This is a genomic window from Sphaerisporangium sp. NPDC005289 (assembly GCF_040607455.1).
GTDB lineage: Bacteria > Actinomycetota > Actinomycetes > Streptosporangiales > Streptosporangiaceae > Sphaerisporangium > Sphaerisporangium rhizosphaerae.
Genome location: NZ_JBEXGS010000021.1, coordinates 60218 through 78799 on the forward strand (window position 1 = coordinate 60218; position 18582 = coordinate 78799).

Genomic DNA, 18582 nt, shown 5'->3' on the forward strand with positions numbered 1-18582 from the left:
CGTCGGGGTCGAGTTCGCCGAGCGGGTCGGACGTGGCCCCGGCTAACGTGGCCCCGGCCGCGGGGCGACGCCCCGCGGCACCGATCGCCTTCTCGGGCCATCGCCGCTTCGGCGTCGTCAGGCCGTGCTCACCGGTGACGGTCCGCGAAGGCTCGATCGCCGCGTGCGGGCGCATGGTGACGTCGCCGCCCCGCGCGGTTACCTCCCGGCCTGCGACAGCGCCAGCCCGGTGCCCGCGTCGAACAGGTGCGCACGGTCCAGGTCGACCGTGACATGCAGCCGCTCGCCCGGCGTGCCGGTGAGGGTGGGTCGTGCCTTGACCTTGAGGATCTGTGTCCCCACTCGGACGTCGACCACCGTTCGGTCACCGAGCGGCTCAAGGCCGTAGAGCTCACCCGGCAACGACGCGTTCCCGCGCTGCTCGACCGACAGGTCCTCTGCGCGCAGGCCCAGCAGCAGCGGACGACCGTCCTCGGCGGTGGTCCAGCGGGGCCGCGGCAGCGTCCAGCCTTCCGCCCCGACCAGACGATCTCCCTCGGCGTGGCAGGCGAGCAGGCTGATCTGCGGGCTGCCGACGAAGCCCGCGACCCACTGGTTGGCCGGCCGCTCGTACACCTCGGTCGGCGTTCCGACCTGTTGCACCTTCCCCTCCTTCAGGACCGCGACCTGGTCGGCCATGGACAGGGCCTCGACCTGGTCGTTGGTCACGTAGACGAAGGTCGCTCCGAGGCTGCGGTGGATGCGGGTGAGCTCGGTGCGCATCTCGACGCGGAGCTTGAGGTCGAGGTTGGTCAGCGGCTCGTCCATGAGAAACGCGCGCGGGCTACGGACCAGCGCCCGGGCCAGGGCGACACGCTGCATCTCACCGCCCGACAACTGCGCGGGACGACGCTGCAGCAGGCGTTCGATGTGCAGCAGGCTCGACATCCGCTCGACGGCGGCGGCGATCTCGCTCGGAGAACAGCGGCGTGCCCGCAGCGGCGAAGCGATGTTCTCGTACGCCGTGTGTCGCGGGTAGAGGGCGTAGTTCTGGAAGACCATGGCCAGGTCGCGTGCGGCCGGGGAGTCGCCGGTGGCGTCCTTGCCGTCCAGATGCACCGACCCGGCGTCGAGCTTCTCAAGGCCGGCGATCGCTCGCAGGGTCGTCGTCTTGCCCGCCCCGGAGGGGCCGAGCACGACGAAGAACGAGCCGTCCGGCACGTCCAGCGTCACCCCGTCCAGGGCCTGGACCTTACCGAAGGACTTGCTCAGCCCGTGCACCGCCACGGTTCCCATCAGGCCACCAGCTCTTCCGTGCTCACGTCGTAGACCGCCGGGGTCGCGCCGGTGTGCCGCAGCCCGACCGGTTGGTCAGCGGCGAAACGGACGGTCGGTGGCATCCGAACCCGTACGTCGCGCTGGCCGCCGTGGTCGACCACGTAGATGATCTCGTCGCCCAGCCACTCCGCCGAGACCACGCGGGCCGGGACCGAACGTTCCGCCCCTGGTTCTGTGACTTCCAGCGCCTCCGGCCGGACACCCGCGACCAGGCTACGGTCGCGCGGCAGGCCTGGCGGTGGCGTGAGATCCAGTCCGCCCTTGGCGCGCAGCTTCCCGTCGGCCATCTCCACCTCGATCAGGTTCATCGGCGGGGAGCCGATGAACGCGGCGCAGAACAGACTCGCCGGGCGGTCGTAGACCTCCAGCGGCGTGCCGATCTGCTCGACGCGGCCCTTGTTGAGGATGGCGATTCTGTGACCGAGCGACATCGCCTCGACCTGGTCGTGGGTGACGTAGACCATCGTCGTCCCCAGTTCCCCCTGCAGGTGCTTGATCTCCGTGCGCATGTCCGCCCTCAGCTCCGCGTCCAGATTGGTGAGAGGTTCGTCCATGAGGAATGCGCGCGGTCGTCGCACCAGGGCGCGGGCGAGCGCGACGCGCTGCTGCTCCCCGCCGGACAGCCGGCGCGGCCGCCGGTCCAGGAGCGGACCGAGCCGCATCAGCCGGGCGGCCTCCTCGACCCGTTCGCGCACCTCCGCCTTGGGCAGTCCCTCGGCCCGCAGGGGGAACGCCAGGTTGTCGCGGGTTCGCAGATGGGGGTAGAGAGCGTAGAACTGGAACACCATGGCGATGTCGCGCTCGGCGGGCGGCAGGTCGTTGACCAGCGTGTCGCCGATGCGGATGTCGCCCGTCGTCTGCCTCTCCAGGCCGGCTATGGCTCGCAGCGTGGTCGTCTTGCCGCACCCCGAAGGGCCGAGCATCACGAACAGCTCGCCGTCGCCGATGGACAGGTCCACGTGCTCGACCGCGACCGTCCCGTCCGGGTAGCGCTTGTGCAGGGCGGTCACCTCGATGCCCGCCATCAGCGTCGCACCGCCCCGAGCGTCACACCGGCGACCAGGTGCTTGCGCACCAGGTAGGCGAAGACGAGCACCGGCAGGGCGAACACCACGGAGGCGGCGGCCACCAGACCCCAGTCCACGGTGGTGCCACCGATGAGGCCGGCGATGGCGGGTGGGGCCGTGCGCACGTTGTCGCTGGAGGTGAGGAAGATGGCGAACACGAACTCGTTCCACGAGAAGATGAGGGCGAACACCGCCGTCGCGGCGATGCCGGGCAGGAGCAGGGGAAGGGTGAATCGCCGGAACGCCTGCAGGCGGGTGTAGCCGTCGAGCATGGCGGCGTCCTCGTACTCCGCGGGCACCTCGTCGACGAACCCCTTCATCATCCAGATCGTGAAGGGGACGTTGAACGCGGCGTAGATGAGGATCAGACCGAGCTGGGTGTTGATGAGCCCGGCTTGGCGGTACATGAGGAAGATCGGGATCACGACCACCACGGGCGGCATGAAGCGGGTGGACAGGATGAAGAACAGCTGGTCCTTCTTGGCCTTCACGGCGAAGCGTGAGTAGGCCCAGGCCGCCGGGACCCCCAGCACGGTGGCCAGCGCCGTGGAGACCCCGGCGACCACGACGGAGTTGAGGAAGGAGACCGACAAGGGCGAACGACCGCCGCCGGAGGCGACGAACACGTCCTTGAAATGGTCCGCAGTGACCTTGAAGTCGAAGAACTTGGCCGGGATGGCGTAGACGTCCCGGTTCTCCTTGATGGAGGTCTCGATCATCCACAGCACCGGGAAGAGCATCACGACGGCCAGCACGGCCAGCAGCGCGACCTCCAGCACGGCGCGGCCCCGGCCGCCGAAGCGGCGCGCGGGGGGCGTGTGATCCCGGGCAGGACCTGTGGACACGGCCTCGTCGACGGAGACGGCCATCAGTCCTCCTTGAGCTTGTTCAAGTAGCGCAGGTAGAGCTGCGTGAGGACGATCACGACGAGGACCATGAGGATCCCGTACGCCGAGGCGGTTCCGGTGTTGAAGCCCAGGAACGCGACCTTGTAGACGTGGAACGACAACGTCTCGGTGGAGACCCCCGGGCCTCCGCTGGTGAGGATGTAGACGAGGTCGAACAGCCGGAAGGCCTCGATGGCCCTGAACAACACGGCGATGAGGAGCAGCGGCCACACCAGCGGAAGAGTGATGGTGCGGAACCGGAACCACTCCGACGCCCGGTCGATCGAGGCGGCCTCGTACAGGTACTTGGGAACCGCGGTGAGGCCGGCGAGTGCGATGAGCATGATGAACGGCGTCCATTGCCAGGTGTCGACCACGATCAGGGAGATCAGTGCCGTCCGCTGCCGGGTGAGCCACTCCACCTGCCCCAGGCCGAGCGAGCCGAGCATGCTGTTGATCACGCCGAACTGCGCGTCGAGCATGAACCGCCAGAACAGCCCGACCACGACGGGCGACAGCATCATCGGAACCAGGAACAGAGTGGTCAGCACTCCTCGCCCGTGCGTGCGCCGTGAGATCAGGTAGGCGATGGTGAAACCGAGCACCGTCTGCAGGGCGACCGCGCCGACCACGTAGATCAACGTCGTCAGGGCCCTCAGGTGGACCTGTGCCGAAGCCAGGACGGCGGTGTAGTTCTCGAACCAGATGAAATGGGCCGGCCCCCCGCGGGTGGCCGAGTAGTCGGTGAACGACAGGTACAACGCCCACAGCAACGGGAACACCGACATCGCCAGCAACAGCAGCAGCGCGGGGGAGATGAAGGCCACGGCGAGCCCGCGGTCGCTCAACCGGCGGGACCGGCCCGGTGCAGGCGGCGTCGCGGACGCCACCTGCCCGGGGCGGTCGGTCGTCAGAGGGGCGGGGTCACTCACAGTCCGCCGCCGCCCTTGCCCTTGCCGGAGTCGAGCACGCCCTGCTGCCCCTTGGCGATGTCGTCGAGCGCGTCCTTCGGCTTCTTCGCGCCGTTGAGAGCCGCGTTCACGTTGGTGTTCTCAATGTCGACCAGGCGCGCGTACTCGGGGACATTCCACATGTCCCGCATCCGCGGCACCGAGTCGGCGTACACCTTGTTGAACGGCCCGGCGTTGAGGAACTCGGGCGAGGCCAGGGCGTCGGTACGCGACGGCACGCCACCGGCCGCGGCCCACTTCTTCTGGATGTCGGCCTGCTCGAACCACTTCATGAAGTTCAGGGCCTCGGCCTGGTTTGCCTCGGGGGAGTAGGCCGACACGTGCATCCCCATGCCGCCGAGAGGCACCAGGTTCGTCTTCTGGGTCGGCAGGGTGGCGAAACCCAGCTTGTCGAGGATCTGCTCCCGCGTGGTGCCGAGCGTCGACTGCTTGGGGTCGAGCAGGCCGCCGCTCGCGGCGATCCAGTTGAACGCGATGCACGCCTTGCCTTGGGCGACCGCCGCGTTCACCTCGTCGATGAACCAGTTGCCGGAGCCCTTGGCGGTCAGCGGCTTCATCTTGTTGACCAGGACGTCCATCGCCTCCTGGCCCGCAGGGTCGTTGAGGACGCCGTCGATCTTGCGCGTCTTGGGGTCCCAGAGGTTGCCGCCGTAGACGCCGTTGACCGTGTTGTAGGTCACGGCCGCGGCGTCGGAGCCGTTGGCCTGGTGGAAGGCCAGCCCGCTGATGCCGGGGTTCTCCGTCTGGCACTTCTGGGCGGCTGAGATCATCTCGTCCCAGGTCTGCGGCGGCTTGTCGCCGATCAGGTCCTTGCGGTAGATCATCGTCCAGGTGTCGCCGAGCAGCGGCAGTCCGTACATGCTGGCGTTCTCGTCGCGCTTGCCGGTCTCCGCCTGGGGGAACTGGCCGTAGGCCGCCAGCAGGTACGGGTTGTAGGCGTTGACGTCGATGTTCTTCTTGACGAAGTCGGTGATGTCGAGGATGTTGCCGTTCGTCACGGCCTCGCCGATGTGCTGCGAGTCCAGGATCGGGATGTCGAAGTCGGTCTTGTGCGCCGCGAACTGGGTGAACATCGCGTCGTGCCAGTTCGCGTTCGGCACGGTGTTGACCTTGACGGTCACATTCGGCCGATCCTTTTTGTACTCGGCGTTCGCGAAGGCTTCCAGCGCGTGGGCGGGCGGCCAGTCGAACCAGATGAAGCTGAGGGTCAGCGGGTCCTTGGTGAGCTCGGGGATGGTCGCCGGCGCCTTGGGGGCGCTCGCCTTCGCGCCGTCGTCCGAGCCGCCGCCGCAAGCCGCCACGGTCGTGACCATCAACATGGCCGCCGTCGCCAGCTGCACCTTTCGACCGGGAATGGACAGTCGTCCTATTCGCTGGGGATACCGCACCTTCTTGCCTGCTTTCTGGGGGGGTGTCTGGGGCCTTGCTGCGTGCTTCGCCGAGCGGTTGCCGGGTTGTTCAGGCGTGTCGCCGGTTGTCGCGGGCCGACCCGCGGACCGGCGTCACGAGTACGCCGCGACGTGATGGGGCTTCAAGCGGTCGAGAGGTCCTTCGGTCCTCCTGCGGCCCGGTGGCGAACCGAGTAGGACGTCGAGCATGCTCATGGGAGCTCCAACCGATCGAAGCGGAGCGATGGCGGGCGGTTCCCCGATGGGTGAAGGATGGCCGGCATCCGTCACGTTTCCTATACGATCCGAGTGGGGGCAGCATCCCGCAGCGTTGCGACCGATGTCAACAGGTCCCCCGAAGACGCAGGAAAGGACCTCACGTCACGATGGACGACGAAGCGATGATCGCGCGGCGCCGTGGGGCCATGACGGGCGCAAAGCCGCCGGGAAGATCTCGCGGCCGGCTCGCCGACGAGGTGTACGACACGCTGCTCGGACAGCTGATGTCGCTACGGATCGAGCCCGGCTCCCGCGTCACGATCGACGTCCTGGCGCGAGAGCTGGGGGTCTCGCAGACGCCGATCCGAGACGCTCTGAACCGTATGGAGGCCGAGGGCCTGGTCGTGCGTGTGCCTCATGCCGGCTATCGCATTCCCCCTCAGATCACTCGTCACCGATTCGAGGACATGCTCGAGGTCCGCCTGCTCCTGGAGCCGGCGGCGGCGCGCAGATCCGCCGAACGCGCGTCCTCGGGGCAGGTGGCCGGTCTGCGGCGAATGCTGGAGGAGATGGCGGAGCTGGAGGGGGGCGACGGGGCCATGGCCTATGGCGCCTTCGGGCTGCGCGACGCCGCTTTCCACGACCTCGTCGCCCTGAGCGCGGAGAACCAGGTCATCCGCGAAGCGCTCGCACGCCTGCACACCCACGTGCACCTGTTCCGGCTTCTCCACGACACCCAGGTCACTCACCTGGCCATGGCCGAGCACGAAGAGGTCCTGGCCGCGATCGCCGCGCGTGACCCCGACGCCGCCGCCTACGCCATGCGCCGGCACATCCTGCTGTCCGGCGAGCGGTTCCGGCGATTGTTCGACGAGGCCAAGGACGCGGACGGAATGGCGGTAGAGGCTTGACGGGCGGCCTGGGCCGAGGAATGCTAACCAAATCGGATCGGATTGGATCGGATTGGATCCACCTCACCCGCCCCCAGATGTGAGGAGAAGCAGGTGCCCAGAGCACTGCTCCTGACCGGCGACGCCGCCGAGGAGCTCGACACCATGTATCCCTACTATCGCGTGCAGGAGGGCGGCTGGGACGTTGACGTCTCGTCACGGACGATGCGTGACGTGCAGCTGGTCATCCACGAGTTCGACCCCAACTCCGACGCCTACGTGGAGAAGAACGGCCGCAAGCTGCCGGTCGACGTGCCCTGGGCCGAGGTCGACGTCGAGCGCTACGACGCCCTCATCATCCCCGGAGGACGCGCCCCCGAGTGGATCCGCGTCGACGCCGACGTCAGGCGCATCACCGAGCACTTCTTCGCGCGCAACCTCCCCATCGCGCTGGTGTGCCACGGCGCGCAGGTGCCGGCCGTGTACGGGCTGCTGAAGGGTCGAAAGACGGCGTGCTTCCCGCCCATCACCGGTGACATGGAGAACGCGGGCGCGACGGTCATCGACGCTCCCGACGTCGTGGACGGCAACCTCGTCTCCTGCCGGGGGTGGCCCGACATGCCGCAGTTCGGCAGGGCGATGATGGAGGTCTTCTCGAAGTCCATCAACTCCGCATCGGCATGAGCACACCGGAGCCGTCTCGGTGACGGCACTTCGGACCGTCACCGTCGACGGCTCCCCCGTCCACGTCCTTCAGAGCGGCACCGGGCCCGCGGTGCTGATGCTGCACGGCTCCGGACCCGGTACGACCGGATCCGGCGCCTGGGCGGCGACGGCACAGGCGCTCGGCACGTCCTGGCACCTGGTGGCTCCCGACCAGGCGGGATTCGGCCGTACACCGATCCCTGCGCACGCCAGGGGCGGGCTGCGGCTGTGGACGGAGCAGGCCGCGGGCCTGATGGACGCTCTCGGCGCCGAGCACTACGCCGTGGTGGGCCACTCCATGGGCGGTGCCGTGGCGCTGGCATTGGCGGCCGCGCGTCCACAGCAGGTCACCCGTGTCGTGGCGGTCTCGACGATGGGCGCCCCCGGGGCGCCGCTGTCCGCCGAGCTCGACGCGATCTGGGCCGCCCCCGCCGGCCCGCACGGGGCACGAGACATGTTGAGTCGCCTCGTCCTGGACCAAACGCTCGTCACCGAATCGGCCGTCGCCGCCCGTGCGGACGCGATGCGAGCAGGGGCGGCCGCGTTCGCGTCGTTGTTCCCTCCACCCAGGGCACGCTGGGCCGACGAGCTCACCCTCCCGGCGCGAACCCTTGCAGGGATCCGCGCGCCCGTGCTGCTCGTCCACGGCGCCGAGGACCGAGTCACCCCGCTCAGCACCGCAGCCCTGCCCCTGCTCGAACACCTGCCCGATGTCCGTCTGCACGTGCTCGGCCGATGCGGCCACGTGCCGGCGCTGGAGCACCCGCACGACTTCAGGCGACTCCTGACGTGCTTCCTCGGCCCGGAACAAGGTCACTGATCGCCGCGACGGATCCGCAGCCCGTGCTCAAGCACATCAGCATATGGACGTGACCGGGTCCGACCCCGACGGGCCGGACCCTTGGGGGATCACCAGCGGTGGTGGACCAGCGGGCGGATCAGCTCGTCGTACACCGACGCCACGGCGGCATGCGTCGGCTCCGACAGCGGCGCCAGCCGCGCGGCGGCGGCGTTGGCCGCGGCCTGCCGCTCATTGCGGGCGCCGGGGATCACCACGCTGACCGCCGGGTGGTCGATGATCCAGCGCAGCGCGAACTGGGCCGTCGTCATCCCCTCGGGGACCAGCGGCTTGAGCCGCTCCACCGCCGCCAGACCCGTGGCGTAGTCCACGCCCGAGAAGGTCTCCCCGACGTCGAAGGACTCCCCGTGCCGGTTGAAGGCCCGGTGGTCGTCAGGGCCGAAACTGGTGTGCTCGTCGTAACGGCCCGACAGCAGGCCGCTGGCCAGCGGCACCCGCGCGATGATGCCCACCCCGGCCTCGGCCGCCGCAGGAAGCACCTGCTCCAGCGGCTTGAGCCGGAAGGCGTTGAAGATGATCTGCACACTGGCCACACCCGGCCGCGCGATCGCGGTCAGCGCCTCCTGGCAGGTCTCCACGCTCACCCCATAGGCGGCGATCCTGCCCTCCTGCACCAGGGTGTCCAGCGCGTCGTACACCGCCTGATCGCTGAAGACCGGGGTCGGCGGGCAGTGCAGCTGCACCAGGTCGATGGTGTCGACGCCGAGGTTCTGCCGCGACCGGTCGTTCCAGGCCCGGAAATTGTCCAGCGTGTACGCCGACGGCACCTGCGCCACCCGGCGGCCCATCTTGGTGGCCACCGTCAGCCCCGGCCGCTCCTTGAGCAACCGGCCGACGATCTGCTCGCTGCGCCCGTCACCGTACACGTCGGCCGTGTCGATGAACGTCACCCCCGCCTCGACGGCGGCGTGCAGCGTCGCCAGCGCGTCGTCCTCGCCCACCTCACCCCAGTCGGCGCCCAGCTGCCACGCCCCCAGGCCGACGACCCCGACCTGCCTGCCCGTTCTTCCCAACTCACGCTTTTGCACAGCCCGATCGTACGGGCCCGCACCCGCCCCCGAGGACGGCGGGGGACCAACGCGGTCAGCCGCCCGCCGCGCGCCCCCGCAGCAGCGGATGCGCCCGCATCGCCACCTCCAGCTCCCCGGGCAGCTCGTCACGGTAGCGGCCCAGCGTCGCCAGGTCGCTGTGCCCCAGCACCCGGCGCACCGCGTCCATGTCGACCGCGTCGGCCAGCAGATGCGTCGCGGTCGTGTGCCGCAGCCCGTGCGGGGTCACCGAACGCCGCTGCGCCGGATCGACCCGCCGCTGCACCCGGTCGATCACCGCCTGCACATCACCCCGCGCCAGCCGCCGCCCCCGCCACGACAGCAGCAACGCCTTCTCGGCCGTGGCCGGCCGGGCGGCCGCCAGATAGACCTCCAGCACCTCGGCGACATCGCCCGGCAACGGCACATCACGCGTCTTGCCGCCCTTGCCGAAGATGCGCCAGTAACGCACCCCGTCATTGGTGTAGAAATCCTCGACATTGGCACGCACCAGCTCAGACACCCGCGGGCCCAGCGTCGACAGCAGCAGCACGATCAACGCGTCACGCACCTCGGTGCGCTGGTCACGCCGCCCGCCCCGCGGCTCGGCCACCGCCTGCTCACGCGCCGCGCCCACCAGCCCCTGCGCCTGCTCACGGGTCAGCGCCCGGCGCTCGGCGCGCAGCCCGCCGCGTTCCTTGGCCGTGACGGTGGCCGTGGTCATCGGATTGACCTGCACCCAGCCCGACAGGGTCGCGTGCTTGAAGAACGCCGACACCGACCGGCGGAACCGCGACTGCGAAGAGGGACTCTGCGCCGCGCCGGCGGGGGAGGAGCGCCGCCCGTCGGGCTTGCGCGCGAACGCCAGCAGCACCGCGTCGACGTCCTCACCGGTCAGATCGTCCAGCACGCGCCCGGCCCCCGCCAGCTCGGCGAAGGTGGCCACGTCACGGCCGTACACCTCGGCCGTCGCCGGGGACAGCGCCCCGGTAACCGTCTTGGCGCGCACCAGCTCCACATAGCGGTCGACGCACTCCTCCACGGTGAGGCGCTTGAGCTTCACAGGCCGCATCGATCAGTCCTTCCGGAGGGCAACCACGGGCACCGTACCGGCCCCCACCGACAATTGCGCTCGCCCGCTCTCCCCGAACGCGATCACACGATCGCCCACCGGTCCGATCTTCCACCTACGCGGGCACTTCGCCGCCAGGGACGAACCAGAGCCGGCCGTCGACGACGTCCACGCCCCCCTTGCCGGCGCCCGACGGCACACAGCGAGCGCCGCGCGATAGTGCGGACGCACCCGTGCCGCCCATCCGCTGACACCACGCACCTGACACGGCACCGCCCGCAGCGCACCGCGCCGCGCCGCACGCCCCGCCGGCCGGCCGGCGGCCGCAAAACCACATGACAGCCGGCCGGCACCCCCGCCATGATGACCGCGATCACCACATCCACCCGAGGCAAGGAGCCCCGCCATGGCACGCCGCACCATCACCACCGGCCTGCTCCCGCCGCCCGGATACGCCCACGCCGCCGTCGTCGAAGCGGGGGAGAGGCTCGCCTTCATGGCCGGAGCCGTCCCCCTGGACGCCACCGGCGCCCTGGTCGGCGAGGGCGATCCCGCCGCCCAGACCCGCCAGGTCCTGGCCAACCTCGCCACCGCCCTGCACGACGTCGGCACCGGCCTGCGGCACGTCATCGCCAGCACCGTCTACGTCGCCACCACCCGCCACCAGGACCTGCCGGAGGTGTGGGAGGTCGTGCGCGCCAGCGAACTGTCCGACGGCCCGCACACCTCCACACTGCTCGGCGTCTCCTTCCTCGGCTACACCGGCCAGCTCGTCGAGATCACCGCCACCGCCGTCATCCCCTGACCGGCCCCGCCGCTCACGCGCCGACCCGCCCGCCGCCGTCATCGGGGACGGCGGCCACCCGGCCCCCGGGAACGCCCTGTCACCGCGCCACCGGATCGCGGGGCCCGGACAGCTCGGCCAGCGCGTCGACCCGCGTGGGCCGCCACCCCAGCTCCCGCCGCGCCCTGGCCCCGGTCATCCGCTGGTCCAGCGCGAACGCCTCGGCGATCGGCCCCATCCGCTCCACCGCTCGCGCCAAACCGATCGACTCCGTCCGCCCCCCGAGCCCCGCCCCGCGGCTCAACGCCCGCGTGACCTCCGCCAACGGCACGTTCTGACCGCTCACCCCCGCGTACACCGCACCCGGCGGCGCACCGAGCGCCAGCACGTACAGCTCGGCGATGTCGTCCACATGCACCAGCGCCCAATGATTGGCCCCGTCCCCGATGCACGGCACCGCACCCGCCGCGAGCCCCGGCTCCACGAAGAACCCCCGCGTCAGCCCGCCACCCCGGCCGTACACCAGACCCGGCATCACCACCACCGGACGCCCCCCGCACCGCGCCCTGGCCAGCACCCGCCTCTCGTTCTCCAGCCGCCACGCCGTGATCGCCGGCGGACGCAGCGGCGCCTCCTCACCGACCACCCCATCGGTGTCCCCGTACACCCACACCCCGCCGGTGTGCACATACGGCCGCCCCCCGGCGCCGTCCAGCAGCGCCTCGGCCGCCGCCAGGTCCACCCGCGCGGTGTCCCCGGTGTAGTCCGCCCCCAGATGGATCACCCCGTCCGCCTCGGCCGCCGCCTCGCGCAGCACCTCAAGGTCGCCCAGAGCGCCCCGCACCGGCCGCGCCCCGAGCTCCGCGACGACCGACGCCGAACGCTCGCCGCGCGCCAGCGCCGCCACCCGCACGCCACGCCGCCGCAGCGCCGCGATCGTGACCCGGCCGATGTATCCCGACCCGCCGGTGATGAACACCTTCATCGTTCCCAGATCCCTTCCAATCGCGGCGGGAACCCCCGCCGCGATCCACCATCACCCGGGGACCGATCGGGCGTCCAACACCTTCTCCAGCACCGGTGATGCCCACCGGGCATCACCCCACCACGGTCACCCGCCCACACCGCCCAAGTCGCGGACCAGGGGAGAAGAGGACCAGAGGACAGGCAGGGCCAGAGAGGGGGACCGGGGGACAGGCAGGACCGCGCGCAGCCCGCACCACCCGGCCCGGCCTACGCTGAGGACACCCCGAAGACACTCCCGCGACACCGCCGGCAGACCACGCCGGCCCCCGGCCAGGAGGGTGCGATGGACATCGACCTGCGCAAACTGCGCTACTTCGTCGCCGTGGCCGAAGAACTGCACTTCGGACGCGCCGCCGAACGCCTCTACATCACCCAGCCCGTCCTGTCCCGGCAGATCCGCGCCCTCGAGCAAGACCTCGGCACCACCCTGTTCGCCAGGAACCGGCGATCCACCGAACTCACCCCCACCGGCCAGGTGCTCCTTGAAGAAGCCCGCCCCCTGCTGGCCTCGGCCACCGCGCTGACCCGCCGCCTCACCCGCGCCGCCCACGGCGCCCCCGCCTTCACCATCGCCTTCATGCCCGGCACCACCGTGACCGCCGCCGTGCGCGCCCTCACCGCCCGCCACCCCGGCCTGACCGTCAACCTGATGCGCACCACCTGGGACGACCAGACCGACGTCCTCCACGACGGCCGAGCCGACGCCGGCCTCGTGCGCATGCCCGTCGAACAACACGGCCTGCGCCTGCTGCCCCTCTACACCGAGCCACGCGTCGCCGTCGTCTCCACCGAACACCGCCTGGCGGGCAAGACCACGATCAAGGTGGCCGACCTCGCCGGCGAACCCATGCTCCAAGCCCCCGACGCCGTCCCCGAATGGCGCGACCTGCCCGGCCGCCTCACCGGCCACCCCGCGACCCCACGGCCGGTGTTCCACAGCGTGGAGGAGAAACTCGAACACGTCGCCGCCTGCCACGGCGTCATCGTGCTGCCGCTGTCGGTCGCCGCCTACTACACCCGCCCCGACGTCACCCACGTGCCCGTCGACGACATCCCGCCCAACCAGGTGTGCCTGGCCTGGAGCCGCACCCGCCGATCACCTCTGGTGCAGGAGTTCGCCGACATCGCCGCCGACCACTTCGCCACCACCCCGCGACCGCACCCCGTCTAACCCCGCCCGGCCGCCGGCCGGCGTCGTCCTACGGCCCCGGATCCGGCCGCAGCCGGTCCAGCACCCCGTACGCCGGATTGCCCCGCGCCGCCGCCCGCACCTCCCGCGCCGTCGATGCCACATACGCCTGCCCGGTCACGATCGACGAATGGCCCAGCAACTCCATCAACTCGTGCGCCGAAGCACCCCGCTCGGCCAGCCGGGTCGCGAACTCGTGCCGCAGCGCGTGCACCAGCGTCCCCCGCTGCACCCGATCATGAACACCGGCGTACCGGTAACACTGACGCACCAGATACTGCAGGCCACCGCGCCGCAGCGGCTCGTTTCCGGTGTCGACCAGCAACGCCGCCGACCGGGGGAGTGCCGCCGGCCCGAACCGCCGCGACCGGCTCGCCAGATACTCCTCGATCAACCGCTCGATCGGCGGCTCGATCGGCAGCGACCGGGTCTTGCCGCCCTTGCCCACCACCTGGATCCGGCGGTCACCGGCGGACCCGCCCACCGACCCCAGCGTCAGCCCCAGCAGCTCCGCCGAACGCATCCCGGTCACCAGGGCCAGCGCCAGCACCACCAGGTCGCGCTCCACCCACGGATCGCGGGCCTTGCGCGCCCCGGCCGCCACCTGCTCCAGCAGCGTCTGCGACGCCGTCCCATCGCCCAGCAACGGCTTGGGCGCCTTGGCCGGCTGCTTGGGACGGGGGACCGCCGCCATCGGATTGCCCTCCAGCATCCCCTCGGCGACGCAGAACGTCAGGAACTGGTTCCACGCGCTCCACGCGCGGTTGACGCTCGCCGCCGAACGCGGACCGGCGAACTCGGCGAACGCGCCCCGCACCAGGCGGCCGCTCAGGCGGCGCACCTCCAGATCGGCCGCCGGCACACCGGCCAGCTCCGCCGCCGCGGCGGCCACCGACCGCAGGTCGCGCTCGTACCCGGCGATCGTGTGCGGGGAGAGCTTCTTGGTGCGCAGCGAGGAGACGAACTCCGCCGCGGCTTCGGGCAGGCGCATCAGCACCAGCGGATCGCGGTCATCCACGGCTTTCACCCTCCGGAAAGCGGCGACCTCCTCGGACGCGGCACACGTGGCTGCGATTATGCATCAAACCCGCACAAGTGGCCCGCCGACACGCCGGACGGGCCGCTGGGACCCGGCGCCCGCCGGACCGGCGAGCGTCCACCGGCGCGTGAGGGGCCGGTGACCTGCGACGTCGTCACGCGCGTCGAGGTGACGCCGGGGATCGCCGACGTCAGGGGCCGCGGCGGGAGAGCGCGGAAGAGGCGTTCCCGCCAAGTGATGCATAAGTGCGATTATGCATCAAATAGCGATGAGGGCGCCGCCGAGAGGGTTTCCGGGCGGGCGTGTTCGCGGTGTTCCCGTGACGGCGTTCCGTGACGGCCGCCGCATCGCGCCGCCGGCCAGGGCTCGCGCATGATCACGCCGCGGCTTGGCGTATGTGCCGCGTGCCGCAGGTGCCCGCCCGGCGGCGCCGGCGCATCGCCGCGCATGGCGGGTGTTCGCGCGACGTGACGATCGGGCGCACCTGCGGGACGATCATCCGTGAAACGATCTTGAGGGGTGGCGGGCCTCGAGGCCGCCCGCCGCGGCATGTCCCGCACCGGCGCGCACGCGACGCGCGGCACGCCGTTCGGGCACGCGGTTTCGGTACGCGGACGATCCGGACGGCGGTCCAGCGGCGGCCGGCACCACCCAGCCCTCCACCCGCCCTTCTACCCAAAGATGTCTTATACCAGACAGAAGCTCAATTCTGTCTGGTATGAGACATAGGGCTTAGAAGTGCCCATAACCGTCCCTTCGAGATATCGCGCCGAGCCGTCGCCGTTCGATCGAGCTTCACGTGCGGACGAGCCGTGGTCGGCGTTCTGCGAATGGAGTCCGGGACGCCTTGGAGATCGTCTCAGTGGGCGCTCCTCCCCCGGCCGCGCATGTGCTGTGGTGATCATCGAGGACGCCCTGCGAGGGCTCGCCGGGGTGCGCGGACACGACGGCGGTCGCCGAGCGGTGCCGGACGCGCGCCCGTCCCCCGGCGCGATGAAGGGGGCCGCCTGCTGAGCGGCGGAGCAGCGAAAAGGACAAGGAGGAATGCCCACTCCTTGCATTTCCAAGCTATAGCGCATGGGGGGCCTTGCCACAAGGCCCCGGTCGTGCCGCACAATCACCCCTCGACGCCGGAACACACCGAAACGGGGGGTCGTGAAAATGCGGGTCGTATTGGAGACCTACGGGTCACGCGGGGACGTCGAGCCGATGACGGCGCTGGCGCTACGGCTGAAGGCTCACGGTGCCGAGGTGCGGGTGTGCGCGCCGCCGGACTTCGCGGAACTGCTGGACGGCATCGACGTGCCGCTGACCCCGCTCGGCTGGCCGATCCGCGCGCTGGCGACCGGGGCGGTCCCCGGGATGGCGCAGCCGCGTCTGTCCGACATCGCCGCCGAGCTGACCGCCATGGCCTATGAGGCGGTCGCGGGGGTGGCGGAGGGGTGCGCCGCGGTGGTGGCCACCGGGTCGTTCCCGGCGGTGGCCGGTGCGCGGGCGGCGGCCGAGAAGCTGGGCGTGCCCTACGCGTTCGCCTCCTTCTCCCCTAGTTACCTGCCGTCGCCGCACCATGCGCCTCGTCCCTGGCCGGGTCAGGTGGTACCGGCGGAGGTGACCGGCAACCGGGCGCTGTGGGATCTCAACGCCGCGCACATGGACGCGATGTTCGGTGAGACGATCAACGCTCACCGGGCCTCGGTCGGGCTGGCGCCGGTCGACGGCGTCCGTGATCATGTCTTCACTCGCCGCCCGTTCCTGGCGGCCGACCCGGTCCTTGGTCCATGGCAGGAGACCTCGGAGCTGGACGTGGCGCAGACCGGTGCGTGGATCCGGCCGGACGGGCGCCCGCTCCCCGCCGATCTGGAGGCGTTTCTCGCGGCCGGTGCGGAGCCGGTGTACGTGGGTTTCGGGAGCATGCTCGTGCGGGGGGCGAGCGCGCGGGAGGTCTCGCGGGCCGTCATCGACGCGGTGCGGTCGCAGGGCCGTCGCGTGGTGCTGGGGAGCGGCTGGGCCGATCTGGCGTTGGTCGATGAGCGGGACGACTGTTTCGTGGTGGGTGAGGTGAACCAGCAGGAGTTGTTCGGCCGGGTGGCGGCGGTCGTGCACCATGGCGGTGCGGGTACCACGGTGACGGCGGCCCGTGCCGGGGCGCCGCAGGTGATCGTGCCGCAGGTGGCCGACCAGCCGTACTGGGCGGGGCGGGTGACCGAGCTGGGCATCGGGACGGGGCACGAGGGTCCGACGCCGGGGGCCGGGTCCCTGTCGGCCGCGCTGAAGGTGGCCCTTGCCGCTGAGACCGTTGCCCGTGCGGCCGTTGTGGCCGAGACGGTTCGCGTGGACGGGGCTGAGGTGGCCGCCGGGCTTGTGCTGGACATGGCCGGCGAGGGCGGGTCCGCGGGCTGATTCCCCCGGCGGCGGCCCGCGTGGACGGCGGCCGTGCCTGTCCGCGGGGGCCGCCCCAGGGGCCGGTCATCTGTGGTGGGGGTTGTTCGCCGCGTGGCGGTGTCTCGGTCTTGGGTGCGGTGTTCAGGACGGGTGAGGCAGCTGACCAGCGATCACGCTGATGCCTTCGGTGATGTCGCCGGGGGCGGTGGCGGCGTATCCGAGGACCAGGCCCGGGGGTCCGGGGCGGTGGCGGTGCCATGACAGGGGCTGGACCTTGACTCCGCGTTCCAGGCAGGCCGCGGCGAGGGCGGTGTCGCTGACGTCCTCGGGGAAGGTGATCATGAGGTGCAGGCCGGCGGCGGCGCCGTGCACGGTGGCCTGCGGCAGGTGGGCGGTGATGGCGTCGATCATGGCGTCGCGGCGGCGGCGGTGTCGTCTGCGGATGTAGCGGAGTTGGCGTTCCATCTCCCCCGAGGCCATGACGTGGGCCAGGACGAGCTGGGTGAGGACGGCGTTGCCGAGGTCGGCGTTGCGTTTGGCGGTGATGAGGGCGTCGCGGTGCTCGGGCGGGGCGAGCAGCCATCCGACGCGCAGGGCGGGGGCGAGGAGCTTGGAGACGCTGCCGGCGTAGAAGACGTGGTCGCCGAGCATCGATCGCAGGGCGGGGACGGGCGGGCGGTCGTAGCGGTGTTCGGCGTCGTAGTCGTCTTCGATGATCAGGCCGCCGTCGGCGGCCCAGCGCATGAGGTCGCGGCGCCGGTGGCCGGACAGGACGACGCCGGTCGGGAACTGGTGGGCGGGGGTGAGCAGGACGGCGGGTGCGGTGGTGGCGGTGAGGTCGGTGACGCGCAGGCCGTCGGCGTCGACGGGGATGGGTGGGGTGGTGAGGCCCCAGTTGCGTAGTTGCTGGGCGGCGCCGAGGGATCCGGGGTCTTCGACGGCGATCTGGTCGATGCCGCGGTCGCGGAGGGTCTGGGCGATGAGGGCGAGGGCTTGGGCGACGCCGGCGACGATGAGGACGTGGGCGGGGTCGGTTCTGATGCCGCGGTTGCGGGCGAGCCAGTTGGCGACGGCCAGGCGTAGGGCGGAGGTGCCGCGGGGGTCTCCGTAGCCGAGTTGGGTGGCCGACAGGCCGGCCAGGATGGTGCGTTCGGCGCGGAGCCAGGCGGTGCGGGGGAAGGCGGCGAGGTCGGGGACGCCGGGTGACAGGTCGATGCGGGCGGGGGCGGCGCGCAGGGCGTCGAAGACGGTCTGGCCGGGTGTGGTGTCGAACAGGCCGGTGGGGTGGCCGTGGTGGCGGGGGCCGGTGGGTGGGGTGGATGGGGTGGATGGGCGGGGCGCGGTGATGGGGGCGGCGACGACGATGGTTCCGGCTCGTCCTCGGCCGGCGATGTGGCCGTCGTCGATGAGGCGCTGGTAGGCGGCGGTGATCAGGCCGCGGGAGACGCGCAGTTCGGTGGCCAGGACGCGGGTGGCGGGCAGGCGGGTGCCGATGGGCAGGCGGCCGTCGGAGATGGCGTGCCGTAGTTGGGTGGCGAGCCATTCGGAGCGGCCGCGTGGGGGTGCGTCGGTGATGGTGAGTTGCAGGAAGTCCGAGCCGTGCAGGTCGTGCAGGTCGTGCAGGTCGTGCAGGTCCTGCGGGTCCTGCGGGTCCTGCGGCAGGGGCTGGTGGGGTGGCCGGTGGGGTGACGGGTCGCCGGAGGGCGGGGTTGTGGACCGGTTGCCGGTGGCGGGGGTGGTCCTGTTCATCGGGCCATTG

Annotated in this window: 16 protein-coding genes; 6 read left to right on the forward strand and 10 right to left on the reverse strand. The window is 71.1% G+C overall.

Going from position 1 to position 18582, the window contains the following annotated elements:
- Positions 1–198 precede the first annotated feature (198 nt).
- The 5 genes from ABZT47_RS29995 to ABZT47_RS30015 form a co-directional block, all read right to left on the reverse strand.
- Positions 199–1275, reverse strand: a complete 1077-nt coding sequence (locus tag ABZT47_RS29995; protein ID WP_354849350.1) for an ABC transporter ATP-binding protein — start codon at positions 1273–1275, stop codon at positions 199–201.
- On the reverse strand, positions 1275–2342 hold the full coding sequence (locus ABZT47_RS30000) for an ATP-binding cassette domain-containing protein (RefSeq protein ID WP_354849353.1): 1068 nt from the start codon (positions 2340–2342) through the stop codon (positions 1275–1277). Before ABZT47_RS30000 ends, ABZT47_RS29995 begins: the two co-directional genes overlap by 1 nt.
- On the reverse strand, positions 2342–3253 hold the full coding sequence (locus ABZT47_RS30005) for a carbohydrate ABC transporter permease (RefSeq protein ID WP_354849356.1): 912 nt from the start codon (positions 3251–3253) through the stop codon (positions 2342–2344). Before ABZT47_RS30005 ends, ABZT47_RS30000 begins: the two co-directional genes overlap by 1 nt.
- Positions 3253–4119 (reverse strand): sugar ABC transporter permease, encoded by an 867-nt coding sequence (locus tag ABZT47_RS30010; RefSeq protein ID WP_354849359.1) that lies wholly within the window; start codon positions 4117–4119, stop codon positions 3253–3255. The genes ABZT47_RS30005 and ABZT47_RS30010 overlap by 1 nt, the downstream gene beginning before the upstream one ends.
- Before the next feature lie 80 nt (positions 4120–4199).
- Positions 4200–5582, reverse strand: coding sequence for an extracellular solute-binding protein (locus ABZT47_RS30015; RefSeq protein ID WP_354849362.1), 1383 nt, complete (start codon positions 5580–5582; stop codon positions 4200–4202).
- 449 nt (positions 5583–6031) lie between these two features.
- Here ABZT47_RS30015 and ABZT47_RS30020 point away from each other — a divergent pair, with 449 nt between their 5' ends.
- From ABZT47_RS30020 to ABZT47_RS30030, 3 genes are all read left to right on the forward strand, one after another.
- On the forward strand, positions 6032–6760 hold the full coding sequence (locus ABZT47_RS30020) for a GntR family transcriptional regulator (protein ID WP_354849364.1): 729 nt from the start codon (positions 6032–6034) through the stop codon (positions 6758–6760).
- 93 nt (positions 6761–6853) lie between these two features.
- On the forward strand, positions 6854–7423 hold the full coding sequence (locus ABZT47_RS30025; protein WP_138666282.1) for a DJ-1/PfpI family protein: 570 nt from the start codon (positions 6854–6856) through the stop codon (positions 7421–7423).
- Positions 7424–7442: 19 nt separating this feature from the next.
- Positions 7443–8264, forward strand: coding sequence for an alpha/beta hydrolase (locus tag ABZT47_RS30030; RefSeq protein WP_354849368.1), 822 nt, complete (start codon positions 7443–7445; stop codon positions 8262–8264).
- An 89-nt stretch (positions 8265–8353) separates the two neighbouring features.
- On the opposite strand, the gene ABZT47_RS30035 is transcribed toward ABZT47_RS30030, so the two are convergent.
- Together ABZT47_RS30035 and ABZT47_RS30040 are read right to left on the reverse strand one after the other, a co-directional pair.
- Positions 8354–9331, reverse strand: a complete 978-nt coding sequence (locus ABZT47_RS30035; protein ID WP_354849372.1) for an aldo/keto reductase — start codon at positions 9329–9331, stop codon at positions 8354–8356.
- A 55-nt stretch (positions 9332–9386) separates the two neighbouring features.
- A complete protein-coding gene (locus ABZT47_RS30040; protein ID WP_354849375.1) occupies positions 9387–10403 on the reverse strand; it encodes a tyrosine-type recombinase/integrase in 1017 nt (338 codons plus the stop codon).
- Between the two features lie 406 nt (positions 10404–10809).
- On the opposite strand from ABZT47_RS30040, the gene ABZT47_RS30045 reads away from it, so the two are divergent.
- Complete coding sequence (locus tag ABZT47_RS30045; protein WP_354849378.1) at positions 10810–11208, forward strand: RidA family protein; 399 nt, start codon at positions 10810–10812, stop codon at positions 11206–11208.
- A gap of 79 nt (positions 11209–11287) precedes the next feature.
- Here ABZT47_RS30045 and ABZT47_RS30050 read toward each other — a convergent pair whose 3' ends face one another.
- Positions 11288–12172 (reverse strand): NAD-dependent epimerase/dehydratase family protein, encoded by an 885-nt coding sequence (locus tag ABZT47_RS30050; protein WP_354849381.1) that lies wholly within the window; start codon positions 12170–12172, stop codon positions 11288–11290.
- 324 nt (positions 12173–12496) lie between these two features.
- Here ABZT47_RS30050 and ABZT47_RS30055 point away from each other — a divergent pair, with 324 nt between their 5' ends.
- The gene (locus ABZT47_RS30055) at positions 12497–13384 is read left to right on the forward strand and encodes a LysR substrate-binding domain-containing protein (RefSeq protein WP_354849384.1); all 888 of its coding nucleotides are present in this window, start codon (positions 12497–12499) and stop codon (positions 13382–13384) included.
- Between the two features lie 28 nt (positions 13385–13412).
- Here ABZT47_RS30055 and ABZT47_RS30060 read toward each other — a convergent pair whose 3' ends face one another.
- Positions 13413–14393, reverse strand: coding sequence for a tyrosine-type recombinase/integrase (locus tag ABZT47_RS30060; protein ID WP_354849625.1), 981 nt, complete (start codon positions 14391–14393; stop codon positions 13413–13415).
- Positions 14394–15602: 1209 nt separating this feature from the next.
- On the opposite strand from ABZT47_RS30060, the gene ABZT47_RS30065 reads away from it, so the two are divergent.
- Positions 15603–16841: a glycosyltransferase gene (locus ABZT47_RS30065; RefSeq protein ID WP_354849387.1), complete on the forward strand. Its 1239-nt coding sequence runs from the start codon at positions 15603–15605 to the stop codon at positions 16839–16841.
- Between the two features lie 123 nt (positions 16842–16964).
- On the opposite strand, the gene ABZT47_RS30070 is transcribed toward ABZT47_RS30065, so the two are convergent.
- Positions 16965–18572 carry a PLP-dependent aminotransferase family protein gene (locus ABZT47_RS30070; protein ID WP_354849390.1) on the reverse strand — a complete coding sequence of 536 codons (1608 nt, stop codon included), beginning with the start codon at positions 18570–18572 and terminating at the stop codon, positions 16965–16967.
- Positions 18573–18582 lie beyond the last annotated feature (10 nt).

Excerpts from the sequence above, each read along its gene's own strand:
- ABZT47_RS29995 (WP_354849350.1), bottom strand. The coding sequence starts at position 1,275 with ATGGGAACCGTGGCGGTGCACGGGCTGAGCAAGTCCTTCGGTAAGGTC.
- ABZT47_RS30055 (WP_354849384.1), top strand. The coding sequence starts at position 12,497 with ATGGACATCGACCTGCGCAAACTGCGCTACTTCGTCGCCGTGGCCGAA.
- ABZT47_RS30050 (WP_354849381.1), bottom strand. The coding sequence starts at position 12,172 with ATGAAGGTGTTCATCACCGGCGGGTCGGGATACATCGGCCGGGTCACG.
- ABZT47_RS30000 (WP_354849353.1), bottom strand. The coding sequence starts at position 2,342 with ATGGCGGGCATCGAGGTGACCGCCCTGCACAAGCGCTACCCGGACGGG.
- ABZT47_RS30065 (WP_354849387.1), top strand. The coding sequence starts at position 15,603 with ATGCGGGTCGTATTGGAGACCTACGGGTCACGCGGGGACGTCGAGCCG.
- ABZT47_RS30070 (WP_354849390.1), bottom strand. The coding sequence starts at position 18,572 with ATGAACAGGACCACCCCCGCCACCGGCAACCGGTCCACAACCCCGCCC.
- ABZT47_RS30040 (WP_354849375.1), bottom strand. The coding sequence starts at position 10,403 with ATGCGGCCTGTGAAGCTCAAGCGCCTCACCGTGGAGGAGTGCGTCGAC.
- ABZT47_RS30020 (WP_354849364.1), top strand. The coding sequence starts at position 6,032 with ATGATCGCGCGGCGCCGTGGGGCCATGACGGGCGCAAAGCCGCCGGGA.
- ABZT47_RS30060 (WP_354849625.1), bottom strand. The coding sequence starts at position 14,393 with ATGCGCCTGCCCGAAGCCGCGGCGGAGTTCGTCTCCTCGCTGCGCACC.
- ABZT47_RS30045 (WP_354849378.1), top strand. The coding sequence starts at position 10,810 with ATGGCACGCCGCACCATCACCACCGGCCTGCTCCCGCCGCCCGGATAC.
- ABZT47_RS30005 (WP_354849356.1), bottom strand. The coding sequence starts at position 3,253 with ATGGCCGTCTCCGTCGACGAGGCCGTGTCCACAGGTCCTGCCCGGGAT.